16 protein-coding genes are annotated in these 15,384 nt (G+C 63.4%); 4 read left to right on the forward strand and 12 right to left on the reverse strand.

Annotated elements, in window-relative coordinates; genetic code table 11:
- Positions 1 to 196 precede the first annotated feature (196 nt).
- From ACZ5B4_RS08895 to ACZ5B4_RS08945, 11 genes are all read right to left on the reverse strand, one after another.
- A complete protein-coding gene (locus tag ACZ5B4_RS08895) occupies positions 197 to 1,087 on the reverse strand; it encodes a class II aldolase/adducin family protein (RefSeq protein ID WP_464910871.1) in 891 nt (296 codons plus the stop codon).
- 60 nt (positions 1,088 to 1,147) lie between these two features.
- The gene (locus ACZ5B4_RS08900; RefSeq protein ID WP_464910872.1) at positions 1,148 to 1,435 is read right to left on the reverse strand and encodes a EutN/CcmL family microcompartment protein; all 288 of its coding nucleotides are present in this window, start codon (positions 1,433 to 1,435) and stop codon (positions 1,148 to 1,150) included.
- 39 nt (positions 1,436 to 1,474) lie between these two features.
- Positions 1,475 to 2,287, reverse strand: coding sequence for a hypothetical protein (locus tag ACZ5B4_RS08905; protein ID WP_464910873.1), 813 nt, complete (start codon positions 2,285 to 2,287; stop codon positions 1,475 to 1,477).
- Positions 2,287 to 2,544 (reverse strand): EutN/CcmL family microcompartment protein, encoded by a 258-nt coding sequence (locus tag ACZ5B4_RS08910; protein ID WP_464910874.1) that lies wholly within the window; start codon positions 2,542 to 2,544, stop codon positions 2,287 to 2,289. Before ACZ5B4_RS08910 ends, ACZ5B4_RS08905 begins: the two co-directional genes overlap by 1 nt.
- Positions 2,545 to 2,625: 81 nt before the next feature.
- Positions 2,626 to 4,080: an aldehyde dehydrogenase family protein gene (locus tag ACZ5B4_RS08915; RefSeq protein ID WP_464910875.1), complete on the reverse strand. Its 1,455-nt coding sequence runs from the start codon at positions 4,078 to 4,080 to the stop codon at positions 2,626 to 2,628.
- Positions 4,081 to 4,227: 147 nt separating this feature from the next.
- Positions 4,228 to 4,551 (reverse strand): EutN/CcmL family microcompartment protein, encoded by a 324-nt coding sequence (locus ACZ5B4_RS08920; protein WP_464910876.1) that lies wholly within the window; start codon positions 4,549 to 4,551, stop codon positions 4,228 to 4,230.
- 2 nt (positions 4,552 to 4,553) lie between these two features.
- On the reverse strand, positions 4,554 to 5,741 hold the full coding sequence (locus ACZ5B4_RS08925; RefSeq protein WP_464910877.1) for an acetate/propionate family kinase: 1,188 nt from the start codon (positions 5,739 to 5,741) through the stop codon (positions 4,554 to 4,556).
- 144 nt (positions 5,742 to 5,885) lie between these two features.
- Positions 5,886 to 6,155 carry a BMC domain-containing protein gene (locus ACZ5B4_RS08930; RefSeq protein ID WP_464910878.1) on the reverse strand — a complete coding sequence of 90 codons (270 nt, stop codon included), beginning with the start codon at positions 6,153 to 6,155 and terminating at the stop codon, positions 5,886 to 5,888.
- A gap of 66 nt (positions 6,156 to 6,221) precedes the next feature.
- Positions 6,222 to 6,527, reverse strand: coding sequence for a BMC domain-containing protein (locus tag ACZ5B4_RS08935; RefSeq protein ID WP_464910879.1), 306 nt, complete (start codon positions 6,525 to 6,527; stop codon positions 6,222 to 6,224).
- A gap of 127 nt (positions 6,528 to 6,654) precedes the next feature.
- Positions 6,655 to 7,320, reverse strand: coding sequence for a phosphate propanoyltransferase (pduL, locus tag ACZ5B4_RS08940; protein WP_464910880.1), 666 nt, complete (start codon positions 7,318 to 7,320; stop codon positions 6,655 to 6,657).
- A gap of 131 nt (positions 7,321 to 7,451) precedes the next feature.
- The gene (locus ACZ5B4_RS08945) at positions 7,452 to 8,306 is read right to left on the reverse strand and encodes a DeoR/GlpR family DNA-binding transcription regulator (RefSeq protein ID WP_464910881.1); all 855 of its coding nucleotides are present in this window, start codon (positions 8,304 to 8,306) and stop codon (positions 7,452 to 7,454) included.
- 355 nt (positions 8,307 to 8,661) lie between these two features.
- Between ACZ5B4_RS08945 and ACZ5B4_RS08950 the strand changes: the two genes are divergently transcribed.
- The 4 genes from ACZ5B4_RS08950 (at position 8,662) to ACZ5B4_RS08965 (ending at position 14,172) form a co-directional block, all read left to right on the forward strand.
- Positions 8,662 to 10,158 carry a hypothetical protein gene (locus ACZ5B4_RS08950; RefSeq protein ID WP_464910882.1) on the forward strand — a complete coding sequence of 499 codons (1,497 nt, stop codon included), beginning with the start codon at positions 8,662 to 8,664 and terminating at the stop codon, positions 10,156 to 10,158.
- 411 nt (positions 10,159 to 10,569) lie between these two features.
- Positions 10,570 to 11,379 carry a ParA family protein gene (locus ACZ5B4_RS08955; RefSeq protein ID WP_464910883.1) on the forward strand — a complete coding sequence of 270 codons (810 nt, stop codon included), beginning with the start codon at positions 10,570 to 10,572 and terminating at the stop codon, positions 11,377 to 11,379.
- A gap of 64 nt (positions 11,380 to 11,443) precedes the next feature.
- Complete coding sequence (locus ACZ5B4_RS08960) at positions 11,444 to 12,262, forward strand: ExeA family protein (protein WP_464910884.1); 819 nt, start codon at positions 11,444 to 11,446, stop codon at positions 12,260 to 12,262.
- A gap of 74 nt (positions 12,263 to 12,336) precedes the next feature.
- Positions 12,337 to 14,172 (forward strand): ArnT family glycosyltransferase, encoded by a 1,836-nt coding sequence (locus ACZ5B4_RS08965; RefSeq protein ID WP_464910885.1) that lies wholly within the window; start codon positions 12,337 to 12,339, stop codon positions 14,170 to 14,172.
- Here the strand turns inward: ACZ5B4_RS08965 and ACZ5B4_RS08970 are convergent.
- On the reverse strand, positions 14,161 to 15,282 hold the full coding sequence (locus ACZ5B4_RS08970; RefSeq protein WP_464910886.1) for a protein-glutamate methylesterase/protein-glutamine glutaminase: 1,122 nt from the start codon (positions 15,280 to 15,282) through the stop codon (positions 14,161 to 14,163). The two genes, ACZ5B4_RS08965 and ACZ5B4_RS08970, sit on opposite strands and share 12 nt — an antisense overlap.
- Positions 15,283 to 15,384: the final 102 nt, after the last annotated feature.

A 15,384-nucleotide genomic window follows, 5' to 3' on the forward strand; every position in this document is an offset into this window, starting at 1 on the left:
GTCGTCGGCGGTGGAAAGGAGAACGGACGCTCGCCGGCGTTCTTGCCGTCGGAATTGTTGCCGATCGTCCGCAGCGAACACCCGCCGATGACCGCGCGGCAACGGCCGAACGAGACGGCGGCCGCCGCCGAGAAAGAAAGAAAGAAAGAAAGAAAGAAGGCGTCATCTCCGCCGGCACCGGCGGCAGAGAGCGTCTTTACGCCCGCGTCCCGGACTGCAAGGCCTGCATGACGCGATCGGTAATGGCCTGGATTAGGGCTTCACGATCGTCATCGTTTACGGCTTTTCCATCGCCGTTGGGCTGAGTCGAAGGTCCTGCACATGATGAGCCGTTCCGGAACCGCGGCGGATGGAAGACCTGCTGATCCACGCCGCTTTGCTTCCAACTATCGCGGAAGACGTCGTTGGCGCACAGCTCGCAGTTCTGGAGTTCCATGCGCGGGTCTTTGTAACCCAGCTTCTCCTTCAAATTAAGAAGTGCTTTGGCTTCGGGTTCCGTGAAGTAGTTCACGCGTCCCAGACCCTGTGCCAGCATCAACATACGGCAATACGCATCCAAGATCTCGGTGTACCAATACGCCTGCTCCACCGAGTTGCCGAAGCTGACCGTACCGTGATTCGCCAGGATGATCACGTTGCTCTTTCTCACGAAAGGCAGGATCGTATCGGCGAACTCTTGCGACCCGGGCGTGGCATAGCGTGCAATGGGGACCTCGCCCAGGAAGATCTCCACTTCGGGCAGCACGCACATGGGCACGGCCTCCCTCGCAATTCCGAAGGCGGTCGCGTGCGGCGGATGGCAGTGCACCACGGACTTGATGTCCGCCCGAGATTTCATGATCGCCAAATGGAGTTTGATTTCGCTGGTGGCCTTTCGCCTCCCCGCGATCTGCTTGCCCTCCATATCCACGATGCACAGATCGTCGGGCTTCATAAAGCCCTTGCAAATCATCGTGGGTGAGCACAACACCTCGTTCTCGCCGATGCGATACGAGATATTCCCGTCGTTGGCGGCGGCAAACCCTCGCTTATACAACCGATCGCCGATTTCGCAGATTTCTTGTTTCACCTTGTGCACGTTCACCATGGTTCCTTATCTCCGTTTTTCGTTTTTCCGATTGCGCCGCCGTCCTCATCCGGTCCGAGTTTACGGTAAAGGCCGGACCTCGATGTGATCCAGGATGGCCGCCGCATAGGCGTCGATGGGCTTCGGCTCGTCGAACGGCTGGGCCGCCTCCCGCCCCTCGCTGAACGCGACGTAACAGCCTTCGTGCGACGACATCTCGTCGTAAACGACCAACTCCTCGGCTTGCGCGGGCAGCTTGTTCAGCAAGTTGTCCAACGATAACGGCACGACCATTTTCAAGACCGCTCCGCGAAGCGAGGGATGCGCTCGATTCAAGGTCACCTTGCCGATTACGGTTCCGACTCGCACGTCCGGCCCTCCTTGGGCGATTCCGTCGCTCACGGTCGCTCAGCTCAAATGCGGGGCGAAGGCCTCGGGACATCGGCGGGGCGACCGCACGAACTCCATGATCATCCGTTTGATTTGAAAAACGCCTTGCCGCGCATCGGCCACGAGCACGTTCGCTCCCACCGCGGCGGCATCGAGGGCGACTTCGTTCGGGCGTCTACCCGCCACGGCCCGCACGCCGCCCAAGCGATTCGCCAAACAAACCCCGGCTGCGGTAAGCGAGGTCACCACGACCGCTCGGCCGCCCGGTCGACGAACCGCCTCCGCCGCCCGCTGCGAGGCCCGGACCATGCAATCCATCTCTTCCGGCGCGATCCTCAGGCCTTCGCCGCGAAACAGGCCGCTCAATTGCGCGGCCGAAATGCGCCGCGTCACCAGCACGATGGGTAGGACATCGGCCGCCGCTTCGGCGACGGCTTCGGCTCCGGCCCACCCCGTAGCGCCCCCCGGCGTGGGAACCGGACCGTACGTCACTACGATTTGCCGCTGTCGTAACAGATCCCGCGCCGAGGGCGTCAAGATCGCACCCGGCCGAACCAAGAGGCGTCGCATGCCGTGCAGCCGATCCTCCAGGAGAGTCGCCGTCACGACCCGTTCCGGAATCGCAAGTTCCCCCTCGCGCGACGAAACGATCCGAGCTTGCGGTGCCGCCGGGACTGCACCGGCCGCCCTCGGCGTCGCCGGTGCGCTCTCGGGAGCGCGATCCCGCGCCGTGCCGTCGCTGCCGCCCGCCTCCGCCCCCAGCGCAGCCAGCACCTCGCGCACGATGCGTTCCAAAGTCGCGCCGTCCGGTATGTCCTGGAACTCTTGCATCAGTCGGTAATCCCGATTACCGCCCAACGAACGGGCGTCTTTTTGTCATTGAGCACGGTTTGCGTGTGCTTGCCGTCGCTGGAAATGATGACCTGATTCCCGATACCCGCGCCCAGATGATCCACCGCCAGAACGGGATCGCCGTCCGGGGAACGGCCGTCCGCGGCCATGGGTTGAACCAACAGCAGCCGCCACCCCTTCATGGAAGGGTGCTTGATCGTGGCCGTTGCCGTTCCTACCACGCGACCCGCCAACATCCCCGAGCCTCGCCGCCTTTCTCGTCACCTGTACCGCCGGTTCCGCCATGTTCTCCGAAGCCCGCTCCGGAACCGCCGTGGTCAGCGTCCCAGAATCCGCAGGCTGTCGATCATCGCGCAACGGCGTTCTCGGGTAAACGTCAGCGGCGTCGTGATCCCTTCGCCGGTCGGGCCGGCGATGGAGAAGGACAGATAACCTTCCCCGCCGAGTCCCAACCCCGCCATGCAAGGTCCGTTCTTCACGAAGATCGTCGTGTCCAAGGCCCGACCCATCTTCGTCATGTTGACCACGTCGTGGGAATGGATGATGGCCGTATGCCGGAAACCGTGCTCGCTGAGGCGGGCCCGTTCGATGGCTTCGTCCACGTTTCGGCAGCGAACGAAGGGAATGAACGGCATCATCTGTTCGATCTGAACGAAGGGATGCTCGAAAGCCGTTTCGCCGAAGATCAATTCCACGTCGTCGGCGATGCGGCGTCCCGCCGCCCGCGCCAGCACCGCGGCATCTTGGCCGATGAAATCCTTGACGGGCACGTCGTGCCGAGCCTTGCCCTCGCCCACGGTCGTAACGGCCTTGGCGGTCAAGGCCTCGATTTCCGAGGCGTTGAGGCGGACGGCCCCGGCACGTTCCATCGCCGCCATCAAATCATCGAAGATGCTTTCCACGGCGAAAACCTGTTTTTCGCCGATGCAAAGGAGGTTGTTATCGTACGATCCGCCTTGGATGATGCACCGCGCCGCGCGATCCAAGTCGGCGGTTTCGTCGACCACCACGGGGGGATTGCCCGGGCCGGCCACGATCGCCCGCTTGGCCTGCTGCAAGGCGGCTTTGGCGACGCCGGGACCGCCCGTTACGCACAAGAGCGCGATGTTGCGATGCTTGAAGATCGCATTGGCCGTCTCCAAGGTCGGTTCCGTGATGATGCAAATTAAGTTGTCCACCCCCAGATCGCGATAGATCGCCTGGTTGTATCGCCGCACGCCCTCCGCCGCCACGCGTTTGCCGCTGGGATGCGGGTTGAAAACCACCGTATTGCCCGCCGCCAACATGCTGACGGCGTTGCCCGTGAGCGTCGGCAAGGAATGCGTGACCGGTGTGATCGCCCCAATCACGCCGAAGGGTGCATGTTCGATGACCGTCAAGCCGTGGTCGCCGCTGAAGGCCTCGCTCCGCATGAATTCCACGCCGGGCGTCCGCTCGCCGAGAGTCTTGAGCTTTTCGATCTTGTGCGGCAAACGCCCGATCTTGGTCTCCTCCATTTCCATCGTGCCCAGTTCGACGCACTGTTCGACGGAAATGCGGCGAATGTGATCGATTGCTCGCTTACGCTCCTCCATCGTGCAGCGCGACAGCCGATCGAAGGCCTCGGAGGCCGCGGCCACGGCCTCATCCACGTCCGTGAACAAACCGAGGCGGCCCTGATAACTGCGGACGGCCGGGCCGGGCGCCGACGGCATCGCTGCCGAGCCGTTGCTCTTCAGCCGGTGAATCACTTCCTCCACTACCGAACGCACGAGATTCTCATTGATTTGCATCGCACCGCTCCTCACGGAATTCGCCGCATCGCACGGCGATCGAGATCTATCGTTGCTTCCGCCATCGCCTCACAGGCCCACGTCGGAACGCCCGCCTCCCACGGAACTCCCCTCGGACGGCCGAGCCGTGCCATGTTGCAACGGCGTTCAGGCCCCACGGCCTCCGTCCTTGCTGTACACGCACGTGTCCTTGACGTGCACCTGATCCACGATCGCGATAATGACCGTATCCACGGGCAGGTTCTTGGTCTCGGGCGTCAGCCGGGCGCTGGAACCTTGCACGATCAGCACCAGTTCCCCCTCGCCGGCCCCCACGGTATCCACGGCCACGAAGGTCCTTCCGGTCCCCTTCAGGTGCCCGCGCGTCTCGGGGTCCAAGCGATACGGCTCCACGGTCAGGAGTTTGTGGCCGACCATCGAGCCGACTTTCTGCGTGGCGATCAGCGTACCTGTAACTCGGGCCAAAAACATGCTCAGCCTCCCGCCTGCAACAGGTCGCGGACTTGTCTCGCCACCATCAATTCTTCATTGGTCGGCATGGTCCAAATCCGAACACGGCTTCGCGGATCGCTGATGTCGCACTCTCCGCGCGCTTGCCGATTCTTGTCGGGCGACGGCACGATGCCCAGTTCTTCCAGGCCCTCGCAGACGGCCGCTCGCAACTCTGCGTCGTTCTCACCGATTCCGCCGGTGAAGACCACCACGTCCGCCCCGCCCAATTCCACCAGACAGGCCCCCAGGTAGTGGCGGATCGAAGCCGTGAAGACTTCGATCGCCAGGGCGGCCCGGCGGTTGCCTTGGGCGGCGGCCAGGCGGATGTCGCGCATATCCGTGCCTACGCCGCTCAACCCCAACAGCCCCGACTTGTTCGCCAAGGCTTCCAGCGTCTGCTCCAAGGTCCATCCGGCCTTGGCCATCACAATAGGGATCGCGAAGGCATCGAAATCGCCGACCCGATTGTTGTTCGGCAGGCCGGTCTGGGGACTCATCCCCATGCTGGTGAAGACGCTTTGCCCGTTTCGGATGGCGCACAGCGAACTGGACCCGCCGAGGTGGCAGGATATGACGCGAAGATCATTTCGGCCCAGCAGTTCCGCCGTGCGAGCGGCGATGTAGCGGTGGCTCGCCCCGTGGAATCCCCAACGCAGCACCTGCCATTCGGCCCACTCATAGGGGACGGCATAGTAGCGATTCCGATCGGGCACCGTGCGATGAAAATCGGTCTCGAAGGCAGCCACCAACGGGATGCCGGGGAGCCTCTCGCGGAGCAATCGCATCGCGCGGATATACGGCGGATTGTGCGCCGGGGCGGTGGACGACATTTCCTCCATGGCCGCCAACACGTCTTCCGTGACCCGCTGCACGCCCGAAATGCGGCCCCCATGCACGGCCTTGAAGCCGATGGCCGACACCTCGGCGGCATCCTTCAAACATCCTCGCTCCGGATCGGTGAGCTGGTCCAAGCAACATCGCACGGCCACGGCATGATCGGGGACGCGCATCGTGCTCTCCAAGCGTTTCCCCGCGATCTCGGCCGAAACGGGACTCGCGTCCGCGCCGATGCGTTCGATGCCGCCCCGCGCAAGCTGCCGTTCCGTCTCCATGTCGAAGAGACGGTACTTGAAGCTCGTCGATCCCAGGTTGGCCACCAAGACCTTCATGCTCCGTCCTCCTCCCAGGACATCCTATCAAGGGAAAGCCGACGCTCTCGGCGACGTCCGGCGAGACGATGCCAAAAACCCGCCGCGGCACACGGGGCCGCCCCGGTCGCGACGGCGCGAAGTCCTGCCGAAAGCCGCGCCGCTTCAGCTCAGGTAGGCGGCGATCACGCCGTCCGCGGGCCGCGGAATGATGTGGCTGGCGACCAACTCGCCGACTTGCGAGGCGGCATTCGCGCCCGCCTCGACGGCGGCCCGAACGCTTCCCACGTCTCCCCGCACGATCGTCGTCACCAATCCGCCGCCGATCTGCACGCGCTTCACAATCTGGACGTTGGCGGCCTTCGCCATGGCGTCCGTCGCTTCCATCAATGCCACCAAACCCTTCGTTTCGATCAATCCAATGGCGTCTTGCATGGGGGCAATACCCTTTCTTTTCTCAATGGTCCTGGTTCGTGTACTCTTGCGCGGCGTCATGAGCGGTCAATCCGCCTTGGATTCCTTGGTCGCGGGCGCCGGCAGCACGGCCGAAAGCTCGTCGTGCGGGCGAGGAATGACCTGAACGCTGACCACCTCGCCGATCCGCGCCGCGGCCGCCGCTCCGGCGTCGGTGGCCGCCTTGACCGCCGCCACGTCGCCCGTGACGAATACGCTCACCAAGCCGCTCCCCACCTTATCCCAGCCCAAGAACTGCACGTTTGCCGCCTTGAGCATGGCGTCGGTGGCTTCCACAAGGGTCACAAAACCCTTGGCCTCAATCATGCCTAAAGCTTCCATGGATTTCGCCATCGTCTTCTACTCCAGGGGTAGGAACCAAACCGAACTCACGTTTCCGAACCGGTACGGTACGACCAAGTCGAGAGCCGTCCGTTTTCCCATACCTTGTTTCCGTCGCGGTTTCCGTCGCGACTGCGACTCAGGGCTTGAACAACTCCACGCGAACGGCATGGTCGATGTCCGCCGCGTTGCCCTCGTCCGTGTCCAGATGCACTTCCAACTTGCTGGTTTCGTCCGCCCGAACCAGCAAACCCTCGTACACCGTCGTGCAAGAGCCGGATTCGATCCGCAAGGACATGCGATCGCCGTCCTTCACGCCGTAATAATCCGCGTCGCGGACGTTCATGTGCACGTGCCGCTCCGCCCGAATCACGCCCTGCTTCAAATCCACCACGCCGGCCGGGCCCACCAGGACGCAGCCGGGCGTGCCGTCGATCTTGCCGCTGGGACGCACCGGGGCTTCGATCCCCAGGGAGATGGCATCCGTAAACGCCAGCTCAACCTGGGTCCGCGAACGCGTGGGACCGAGCACGCGAACGCTCGGCAGCATCCGCCGCCGCGGGCCCACCAACATCACGGTCTCCTCCGCGGCGTAAAAACCGTCTTGATACAACGGTTTCATGGGCGTCAACTGATGCCCCTTGCCGAAGAGAGTCTCCACGTCCTCTTGACTCAAGTGGCAATGCCTAGCCGAAATACTGACCACCAAGTCGGGCTTGTCTTTCGGCCCGCCCAATAGCTGCACCACGATTTCGCGGACGATTTTTTCGACCTGCGAACGGTCGATCGGAGGCGCAATACTCATAGCTCTACCGTTCCCTTATCCTGGCTCTTGGCAACTCCCCGCCGGGCTGTCGCTCACCCGCCGACGACCGCCGCGACTTTCCTTGCTCCCTCTCTCACAGAACCCTCAGGCCGCGCATCGAGAGCGGGCCTTCAACCGCTCCGCACCGGCGCGTCCACACTCTCTCCGTCGCCCAAATCGGCCACGGGAATCGCTTGCCGCTCCTGCACCGCCGCCACCAGCAGCCGTACGCCCGCCGACTCGATCTTCGTCCGCCAATCGGCGCTCAAACCGTCGTCCGAAACCACGTACCGAACGGCATCCAACGGACAGAGATGGGTCAGACTACAGTGCCCGAACTTGGAGCTGTCCGCCACCACGATCACTTCGTCGGCGGCCTCCATCATGCGGCGCTCCGTCCCCACCAACAACACGTTGTTGTTGAAGAATCCCTGTTCATTAACCGCCGCGACGGACAGAATCGCCTTGCGAACACGCAACGACCCGATCATGGCGTCGGCCAGCGGCCCCTGAGCCACACCGCTCCGCGGACAAATACTACCTCCTAAGAAGACTAGGTCACTGATCGGGCTGGAGGCAAACAAATTGGCGACGGGAAGCGAGTTGGTAACGACATGCAGCGGCACGCCGGTCAACAACCGCGCTACCTCATAAGTCGTGCTGCCGCCGTCCAGCAGGATGGAATCTCCCGGCTGGATCAACTCGACGGCCGTTCGCGCGATGGCCTTCTTTTCGGCCCAACGCATGGGCTGCCGCATTTCGAAATGGGGCAGCTTGGGCGAACTGCCGGTATACAACACCCCCCCATGGATGCGGTGCGCCTCGCCTTCTTCCTCCAGCGCCTCCAAGTCCCGCCGGACCGTAGACTCCGACACTCCCAGCACTTCGGTGAGCTCGTCCAAGGTGGCGAAGTGCCGCGCGCGAATCAGCTCCAGAATCTGCTGCCGTCGTTCTTGAACGGTTAGGGTCGATTGACTGGGCGGCATTGCGTTCTTCCCGGACCGATCATCCAACCACGCAGCAAGGACTCGCAAAGTCAACTCAAACAACCCCAATTATGGCACGGTGAATGCACTCTGTCAACAAATGAGCGAAATCTATCACGATTCGCTCAAGCGATGCCACATTTCTTCCAATGAAATCTGCGATTAATCCCACCCCTAAGCTGGTGCGTCACGACGAAGCCGGGTCCAATCATTCGGCAATTCCCGTAATTTCCGAATAATCCTTAAGGTTTTCCCAGATTGCGTCCGATTGTTGCTTCCAGACGACGAACCGCGTGCATGCGCGGAGTTCGTCCTGACCGCCTCAAACGACCCCAGTCTTCAAAGCACGATGTCCATGAACGAGCAATCGAATCGTCACGGCGAGGTCTCTCAGACGCAATCCGTCGCGGCTTTCGGGCCGAATGAGGCGTCGGCAGGTCCGTGTGCGGTCCGCGTGCGATCGTCTTCCTCGGATGCCCGAGCGTTTCGTCCCAGCGTGCTCACAGAACTGCCCGACTTGAGCCGCCCGGAAAGCGATCTCGAAGAATTGGAAACCATCTCGAACGGAGGTTTTGCGATGTTGGAAAAGCCGGTTTGGCGGGGCGTCGCCCTGGGAAGCGTCGTGATCGTCCTTCTGGCGGCGGTCTGGTTCTTCTCCGGACGCGGGCGGAACGATTCGGGAGGCGTAACCGATAGCAACGGCCGCTGGCAAGTGCCCGTTCCCCAACCCGACGCCCCCGAGGCCCCGCGATGGGGCTCGGACCTGACCTCGTCCCCGACTTCCGCACAGCCGGGCGTCGGTCAAGCGACCGCCACGGCCTGGGACGGTTGGAACTCCCCAAGCACCGCCGGTCCCGTTGCTCAGACCGCGGCGCCCTCCAAGTCCCCGTTAGGTTTCGATCTGCCGCCGGGAAATCGATGGGGTGACGCGGCAATTACGGATGCGGGTTCACCCCCGACCGGCATGGCCGCCCAACAGCAGTATGCTCCGCCCGGCGCCGCCCTGCCCGTTCCCAGCTACGCCCCGCAGGGAGTATCCGCGTTTGCATCGCGGCCGCCCGCCTGGAATGATCCGGCCTCTTCGCAGCCCCCGCTTCCGGCGGCTCAGCAGCCGAGTTGGGCGAATGCCGCTTCGAACAACTTTTCCGAAACTCCATCGGCGGGTGCCGGGCAACCATCGGTCCAGGACGGGCAACCCTACACGGTTCAGAACCCGTACTATCAACCTTGGACCGGTCCGCAGGCGGTAGCCCAAAACTCCTCCGGATATGCCAACTCGACGCCGTCGTCGGGGCCGACCTGGGCCGCTCCATCGTCGCAGACCGCCGCTCCCACCATGCCGACGACTTATCCGCAGGGTGCGTACTCGCAGGCAAGTGCGCAGTCCTACGGATACCCTGCTACGCCACCCTACGCTTCACCGGCGGTCGATGAACGCGTCGCCTTTCGCGGGAACGGCCGAGACTCGGGGTCGCCGGACGCCGGCTACGTCCCTGCTTATTCTCCCAACCTGAATCGCCCCAGCGCGCCATCGTGGAATCAAAACGCGTCGCCCAATTCCGCGTACCCTGCCCCGTCGGGTGAGGCTTCCGGTTGGGGCCGACCGGCCGATCCCTCTCTACCCGCATCCGGCGGACAGCCCCAAGTGGTTGATCCGGCGGTGGTTCGGGCCGATTATGCCCGGACGAGCGTCCCCGCTGCGACGGGATACCCGGTGGTACCGAATCCGTCCAACCCAACCTACACCCCGGCCCCGTCCGCCAATTCGTCGCCGTACTACTATCCGTCCACAAGCGGGAGTCCTCCCGTTTATCCGCAGACTTCGACCTCCACGTGGAATACGTACCGTTGAGTCGCGAAGTCCGCCTAGGTGCCGGAGCATCTGACGGACCGCAAGTCCCCGTTTGGTAGGTAGCCGAACCGTTCACCCCAAGAGATCGCCGCCTTGAACGGCCGAGAAAGGTACGGCGACCCAAGGCGGGAGGATGCGACGATGACGCGTATCGATCAGGCATTCCTTCGGTCCATGCCGGCCTGCGAACCGGAATCGGCGCCGTCCGTGGGTGAATCCGGTGGGCCGAAGACCCGTCCGGCGGAATCCCACCGGCTCGCACGGAGTCGTGTAGCGGCCCCCCACTTCGCCCTTCGCGGCAACGCGGCAGCCAAGAAACAACGGGCATCCCAAGAACGGTTCAATCCCGAACCCATGGCAAATCGCGAGGAGGCACCGCCCTCCTCATCCACCTGCACGGAGAGGCAATCCATGGCTATCGACACCCGCAGCGAAGCGAAAGACATCTTACCTCTCCCCACCTCCCAAATGCCCCTCGGCCGCGGCAACTCGGAGTCGGCTTTCCGGCCGTCGCTGGAAGTGGACGCCTTTCTCGTCCCTCCGATCTGCCGCAAGATGGTGGATCGATTGGGGTCGACGGGCCTGGCTCCCGTCGCTCAGGCTCTGGCGTCGGCGGCCCGACGCGGTTGTGCCATCGGTGGCTTCGTAGGCTGGGGCGCCGCAAGCGGCTGCACCACGACGGCCCTCAGCACCGCACTCCTTTTGGCGGATCGCGGTAAACGGGTACTTCTTGTGGACGCGGCCGACGACACCGCTTTGACGTCGCTGCTGGGGCTGGACCTGGAATACGGCTGGGACACGGTCCCCGATCAATCCTTGCGAGAGCTCGTCATTCGCTCGCTCGAAGATCACTTCGACCTTTTACCGAAATCCACCCGGGCAGCGCCGAATGCGCCGGGCGACACCCCGAAACATTCCGGCCATCCTCTGTGGCGGCGTTTGGCGGATCTGACTTCCCATTACGCGTTCATCCTGATCGACGTGGGGAGCGAGCCCGCCGAGCTTCATGCCCCGCGACGAATTCCCGAGGGAAGCGCCGTGCCCCTCCCGCCTGCGCGCGGAACCGCCGATGAGACGGACCTGGCCGCCGCCTGCGACGTCCTGTTCTTCGTTCGCGACGTCCGGCGACGGCAGGAAGCCGATTTTGCGCCACCGCCCGGCACTTCGCCCACAAGGCGGCCCCGGACTTTCATCATCGATAACTTCGCGCCCGGCGCCTAATCGAGCCAACCACACCTTCGGCAAGTCTTCGCGGTCTTCGCCGGTCCATGCATGAGGTGCGACGATGTACGAGAGTTACTGGGGCTTGCGAAACAAACCGTTCGGCAACGACGCCGCGGGCGAGTTCTTCTTTCCGGCCGAAACACATCAAACGGCCATGCTCAAGTTGCGCTACGCGATCGACAACCGTCACGCCGCCGTCTTGTTGCTCGGCCCCTCCGGCATGGGCAAGAGCTTGCTCATCGGTCGGTTGCGACGATCCCTGCCCGACACGTTCCGCCCCATTATTCACCTGGCATACCCGCTCCTGTCGCCGGCGGAGATCCCGCTTTATATCGCGTCCGAGGCCGGCTGGGTTTCCCACGGCGGCGCCCTTTCCACCCCCGTCCTCTTGCAAGGCCTGGAACGCGGTCTCCGAGAAGTATCGCGCCGCGGTGAGCGGGCCGTGGTGATTCTTGAAGAGGTCCAGCTTTGGACTTCCGGGCGATTTTGGGAAACGCTGCGAACCCTCATGAATCTTCCGGCTGCCGAAGACCCCGCCTGGACCTTCGTCCTATCGGCCCAACCCGAGATCTTGCCGGTTTTGCGGAGCCTGCCGCACCTGGAAGAGCGATTCACTCTCCGCTGCCGGCTGAAACCATTCGACCCCGACGGCACGCGGCGCTATATCCGACACCGCTTGACCGCGGCGGGATCTACCCGTGAAATCTTCGTCCCGGATGCCGAGAATCTGATCCACGATCTTTCCGGGGGCATTCCCCGGCGCATCAATCGCCTCTGCGATCTGGCCCTCTTTATCGGTTTCGCCGAAAAGCTGGAGAAAATCGGGCCGGAGCATGTCGAGGCCGTGCAAGAGGAACTGACCGCAGTAACCGTCGAGTAGCCCCCGCCCGCCATACGCGCCGCCGTTTTCTCGAGGCCGAGACGGCGATCCCCGCGGCGCCGTATACTCAGGGAATGTCGACGGAGCCCTTTTTCGCCCCTTCCTTGCGACGATTCCATCGCGCCCGGTCCGACGGCATTACCGCCGTATTGACGGGGGGTATTCTCGCTGCGCTCGCCGCTTTGGTCCTGCTTGTCACCTCGCCCCTGCTACCCATGAGCTGGGATGAGGGCGACGCTTTGGACCGGGCGGATGCCATTCGCGGTTGGTTCTCGCCCGTCGCATCCCCGGAACATCTGCCGCGGCCGCTGACGGTCGAGGGTATTCGCCGGGGCTGGCCCTTCACCACGACGCGAGAAGGACACCCGGCGTTCTACGGACTCGTCATAGCCGTCGGGCACGAACTCGCCCCGCGCTGCCTCGATCCGTTGACGCGCTATCGCTTCGGCCCGATGCTGCTGTTCGCCCTTGCCTGCGGCGGCCTTGCGGCGAAGGTAGCCCGACACTGGGGACCGCTCGCCGCCGCGGCGGCCGTGCTGGGAATTCTACTACAACCCCGGTTGTTCGCTCATGTCCATTTCGCGTCGTTCGACGGCCCTCTCACGGCATGCTGGTTGCTTACCTGGTCGGCGTTGCCGGAGAATCATCCCACGCTCCCCGCATCGCACCGCCTTCCGACGGTTCGGCTACTGCTTTGCGGTACGGCGCTAGGGCTGACCATGGCTTGTAAAGCCAGCGGATTTCTCGCCGTCCTGCCGGTCGTCTTTTCCCTGGCCCTAGTTTTCGGCCGACGTGCGTACATTCCGATTTCCATCGTCACGGCGACCGCAGCGACGGTTTTCTACGCGATCAATCCGCCGCTTTGGGCTCATCCCGTAAGCGGTTTGGTTCGCTTTTTCGATCTCAACCTGAATCGCGCGGCCCAGCCCGGTCTGAATATCTCGATCTGGTTCGGTGGGAGAATGTATAACCTCGACCACCCCCTGCCTTGGTATAACACGCTCTTGTGGACCGCCATTGCCGTTCCTTTGCCTATCTTGACGTTTTTCCTTGTCGGCACGGCATGGGTTCTCACTTGCCGATCACGCCGGCGCGGGGGAGTGATCCTTGGTTTATTTTGGCTGGCGCTGATTCTCGCCCGCGCCGTGCCCGGGACGCCGCCCCACGACGGCATCCGCCAATTTCTTCCGTCTTTCGGTATGCTGGGCGTCATCGCCGGGATCGGACTCTCGGGCACGTACCGATGGTACCGCCTCGTGATTCGTCGCCGCGGTTCGGAGCGTCCCCTACGGCACGGCACGCAGGCCACGTCAACCGTGAAATCCGCGCGCTTCCCATACGCTGTCCCGGCACGCAGCCCGTCCCAGAAGCTCCGTTCGGCCGCCGGTCTCCTCGGGATCATTCTCGCCTTGTTTTATCTGGCGCCCGTATACGCCTTAGTGATATACACGCCGCAATGGTTATCGTTCTACAATTCCCTGATCGGCGGCGCGGGAGGCGCTGCCCGGGCGGGATTCGAAGCAACCTATTACTGGGATGCCCTGGACGACGAGGTGATTCGTTGGCTTAGCGAGCGGACCTCGCACGATGAGGCGGTCTTCCTAGCGACCTATCCGCGGTGGAACCTCCGCCGGTTGCGGACATGGAATCGCATCGATTGGCAAGCCGCTTCGGACCCCGAGCAAGCGGCTTGGTACGTCGTTCAAAATCGTCCCAGCGGTTGGAGCGAAATCGATCGCCTGCTTTTTGCCGAGGGTACCGCAAGCTTCGAGAAGCGAATTCGGCGACTCGGCCCCGCATCGCCGGTCCTGCTCAAGGTGTTTTCCCGGCGAGAATACCTCAAACTGCGAGAGATCGCGCCGGGGCGAGCACGGTCCCAGTCGCCGCCGCAAGGTCTTTCACCGCGTTAAGGCCGCGTGCAGAAAACGTTGCTCGACGAACTGGGTGATCATCCGCGCGCCCTCGTGCAAGGCGAACTGGCGGTCGACGTTGCCCTCGACGTAAGCGACCTTGTTCATGCCGTATACGTCGGAGGTTGCCTCATCCTGCCCGAGGACGAATCCTCCCGCCGCGCGAATGTCCCGACAGCCTTGAGCCCCATCCCGGCCCATGCCGGTCATGATGACGCCGAGCGTACTTCTGCCGAAGACTTGGGCCGCGCTTTTCATCAGGACGTCCACGGAGGGCTTGTGCCCGCTCACCGGTTCGCCGTTGAAGACGTGCAGTCGCGCCGTGCCTTTGCGCCCCCGCACGGCCATGTGGTATCCGCCCGGGGCGATGTACACGTGATTGCAACGGAGAGGGTCCCGATCGCAACCCTCCGTCACCGAGAGGGCTGAGCAGGCATTCAGCCGCCAAGCAAAGGGCTTCGTGAATTGGGCCGGCATGTGTTGCACGACCACGATCGGCGGCATGGGCGGCCGCAAGGCGGACAGCAGCGCCGTCAGCGCCGGAGGACCGCCGGTCGAAATGCCGATCGCAATGCAGGTGTTAATCAGACCGGGCGGCTCATGCGCGGTCTCCGGTTTCGGCACGCTCGATCCCGACGCGATTGCGGCGGACGCGGGCGAGCTTCGCGTCGCCATGCGCCGGCGATTGCGCACAATCCGTTCGATGTCGGCGGACGCCGCAAAGCGAATCTTACGGACGAGTTCGGCGCCCAGGACGGCGGAAGCCGCCATGCCGTTTTCCGGTTTGGAAACGTAATCGATGGCGCCGCATTCCAAGGCATCCAGCGTTATCGCGGCCCCGGCCTGCGTCAGGGAACTGACCATGATCACGGCGGTAGGACGCACTTGCAGGATGGCGTCCAGCGCCCGGAGACCGTCCATGCCGGGCATTTGAATATCGAGCGTCACGACCGTCGGCTGGAGTCGGCGGACCATCTCCACGGCTTCGCGCCCGTCCGAAGCGGTGCCCACGACTTCGATTCCGGGCGCCGATTTCAAATGATCCGTGATCATCTTCCGCATCAAGGCGGAATCGTCCACAACCAGCACTCGGATTTTCGCGCCGGCCATCGGTTACCTTCCCATTCCCCGAATCTCGATCCGCGTCACGAGACCGCCCGCCGGACGACGCGTCACGAAAAGCCGCGTCAACGCGACGCGCTCCGGCCAAGA

The sequence above is a fragment of the Thermogutta hypogea genome (assembly GCF_055386265.1).

What these genes read in the sequence shown, in the direction of transcription:
- ACZ5B4_RS08895 (WP_464910871.1), bottom strand. Translation starts at nt 1,087, where the DNA reads ATGGTGAACGTGCACAAGGTGAAACAAGAAATCTGCGAAATCGGCGAT.
- ACZ5B4_RS08905 (WP_464910873.1), bottom strand. Translation starts at nt 2,287, where the DNA reads ATGCAAGAGTTCCAGGACATACCGGACGGCGCGACTTTGGAACGCATC.
- ACZ5B4_RS08910 (WP_464910874.1), bottom strand. Translation starts at nt 2,544, where the DNA reads ATGTTGGCGGGTCGCGTGGTAGGAACGGCAACGGCCACGATCAAGCAC.
- ACZ5B4_RS08915 (WP_464910875.1), bottom strand. Translation starts at nt 4,080, where the DNA reads ATGCAAATCAATGAGAATCTCGTGCGTTCGGTAGTGGAGGAAGTGATT.
- ACZ5B4_RS08920 (WP_464910876.1), bottom strand. Translation starts at nt 4,551, where the DNA reads ATGTTTTTGGCCCGAGTTACAGGTACGCTGATCGCCACGCAGAAAGTC.
- ACZ5B4_RS08925 (WP_464910877.1), bottom strand. Translation starts at nt 5,741, where the DNA reads ATGAAGGTCTTGGTGGCCAACCTGGGATCGACGAGCTTCAAGTACCGT.
- ACZ5B4_RS08930 (WP_464910878.1), bottom strand. Translation starts at nt 6,155, where the DNA reads ATGCAAGACGCCATTGGATTGATCGAAACGAAGGGTTTGGTGGCATTG.
- ACZ5B4_RS08935 (WP_464910879.1), bottom strand. Translation starts at nt 6,527, where the DNA reads ATGGCGAAATCCATGGAAGCTTTAGGCATGATTGAGGCCAAGGGTTTT.
- pduL (WP_464910880.1), bottom strand. Translation starts at nt 7,320, where the DNA reads ATGAGTATTGCGCCTCCGATCGACCGTTCGCAGGTCGAAAAAATCGTC.
- ACZ5B4_RS08945 (WP_464910881.1), bottom strand. Translation starts at nt 8,306, where the DNA reads ATGCCGCCCAGTCAATCGACCCTAACCGTTCAAGAACGACGGCAGCAG.
- ACZ5B4_RS08950 (WP_464910882.1), top strand. Translation starts at nt 8,662, where the DNA reads ATGAACGAGCAATCGAATCGTCACGGCGAGGTCTCTCAGACGCAATCC.
- ACZ5B4_RS08955 (WP_464910883.1), top strand. Translation starts at nt 10,570, where the DNA reads ATGGCTATCGACACCCGCAGCGAAGCGAAAGACATCTTACCTCTCCCC.
- ACZ5B4_RS08960 (WP_464910884.1), top strand. Translation starts at nt 11,444, where the DNA reads ATGTACGAGAGTTACTGGGGCTTGCGAAACAAACCGTTCGGCAACGAC.
- ACZ5B4_RS08965 (WP_464910885.1), top strand. Translation starts at nt 12,337, where the DNA reads ATGTCGACGGAGCCCTTTTTCGCCCCTTCCTTGCGACGATTCCATCGC.
- ACZ5B4_RS08970 (WP_464910886.1), bottom strand. Translation starts at nt 15,282, where the DNA reads ATGGCCGGCGCGAAAATCCGAGTGCTGGTTGTGGACGATTCCGCCTTG.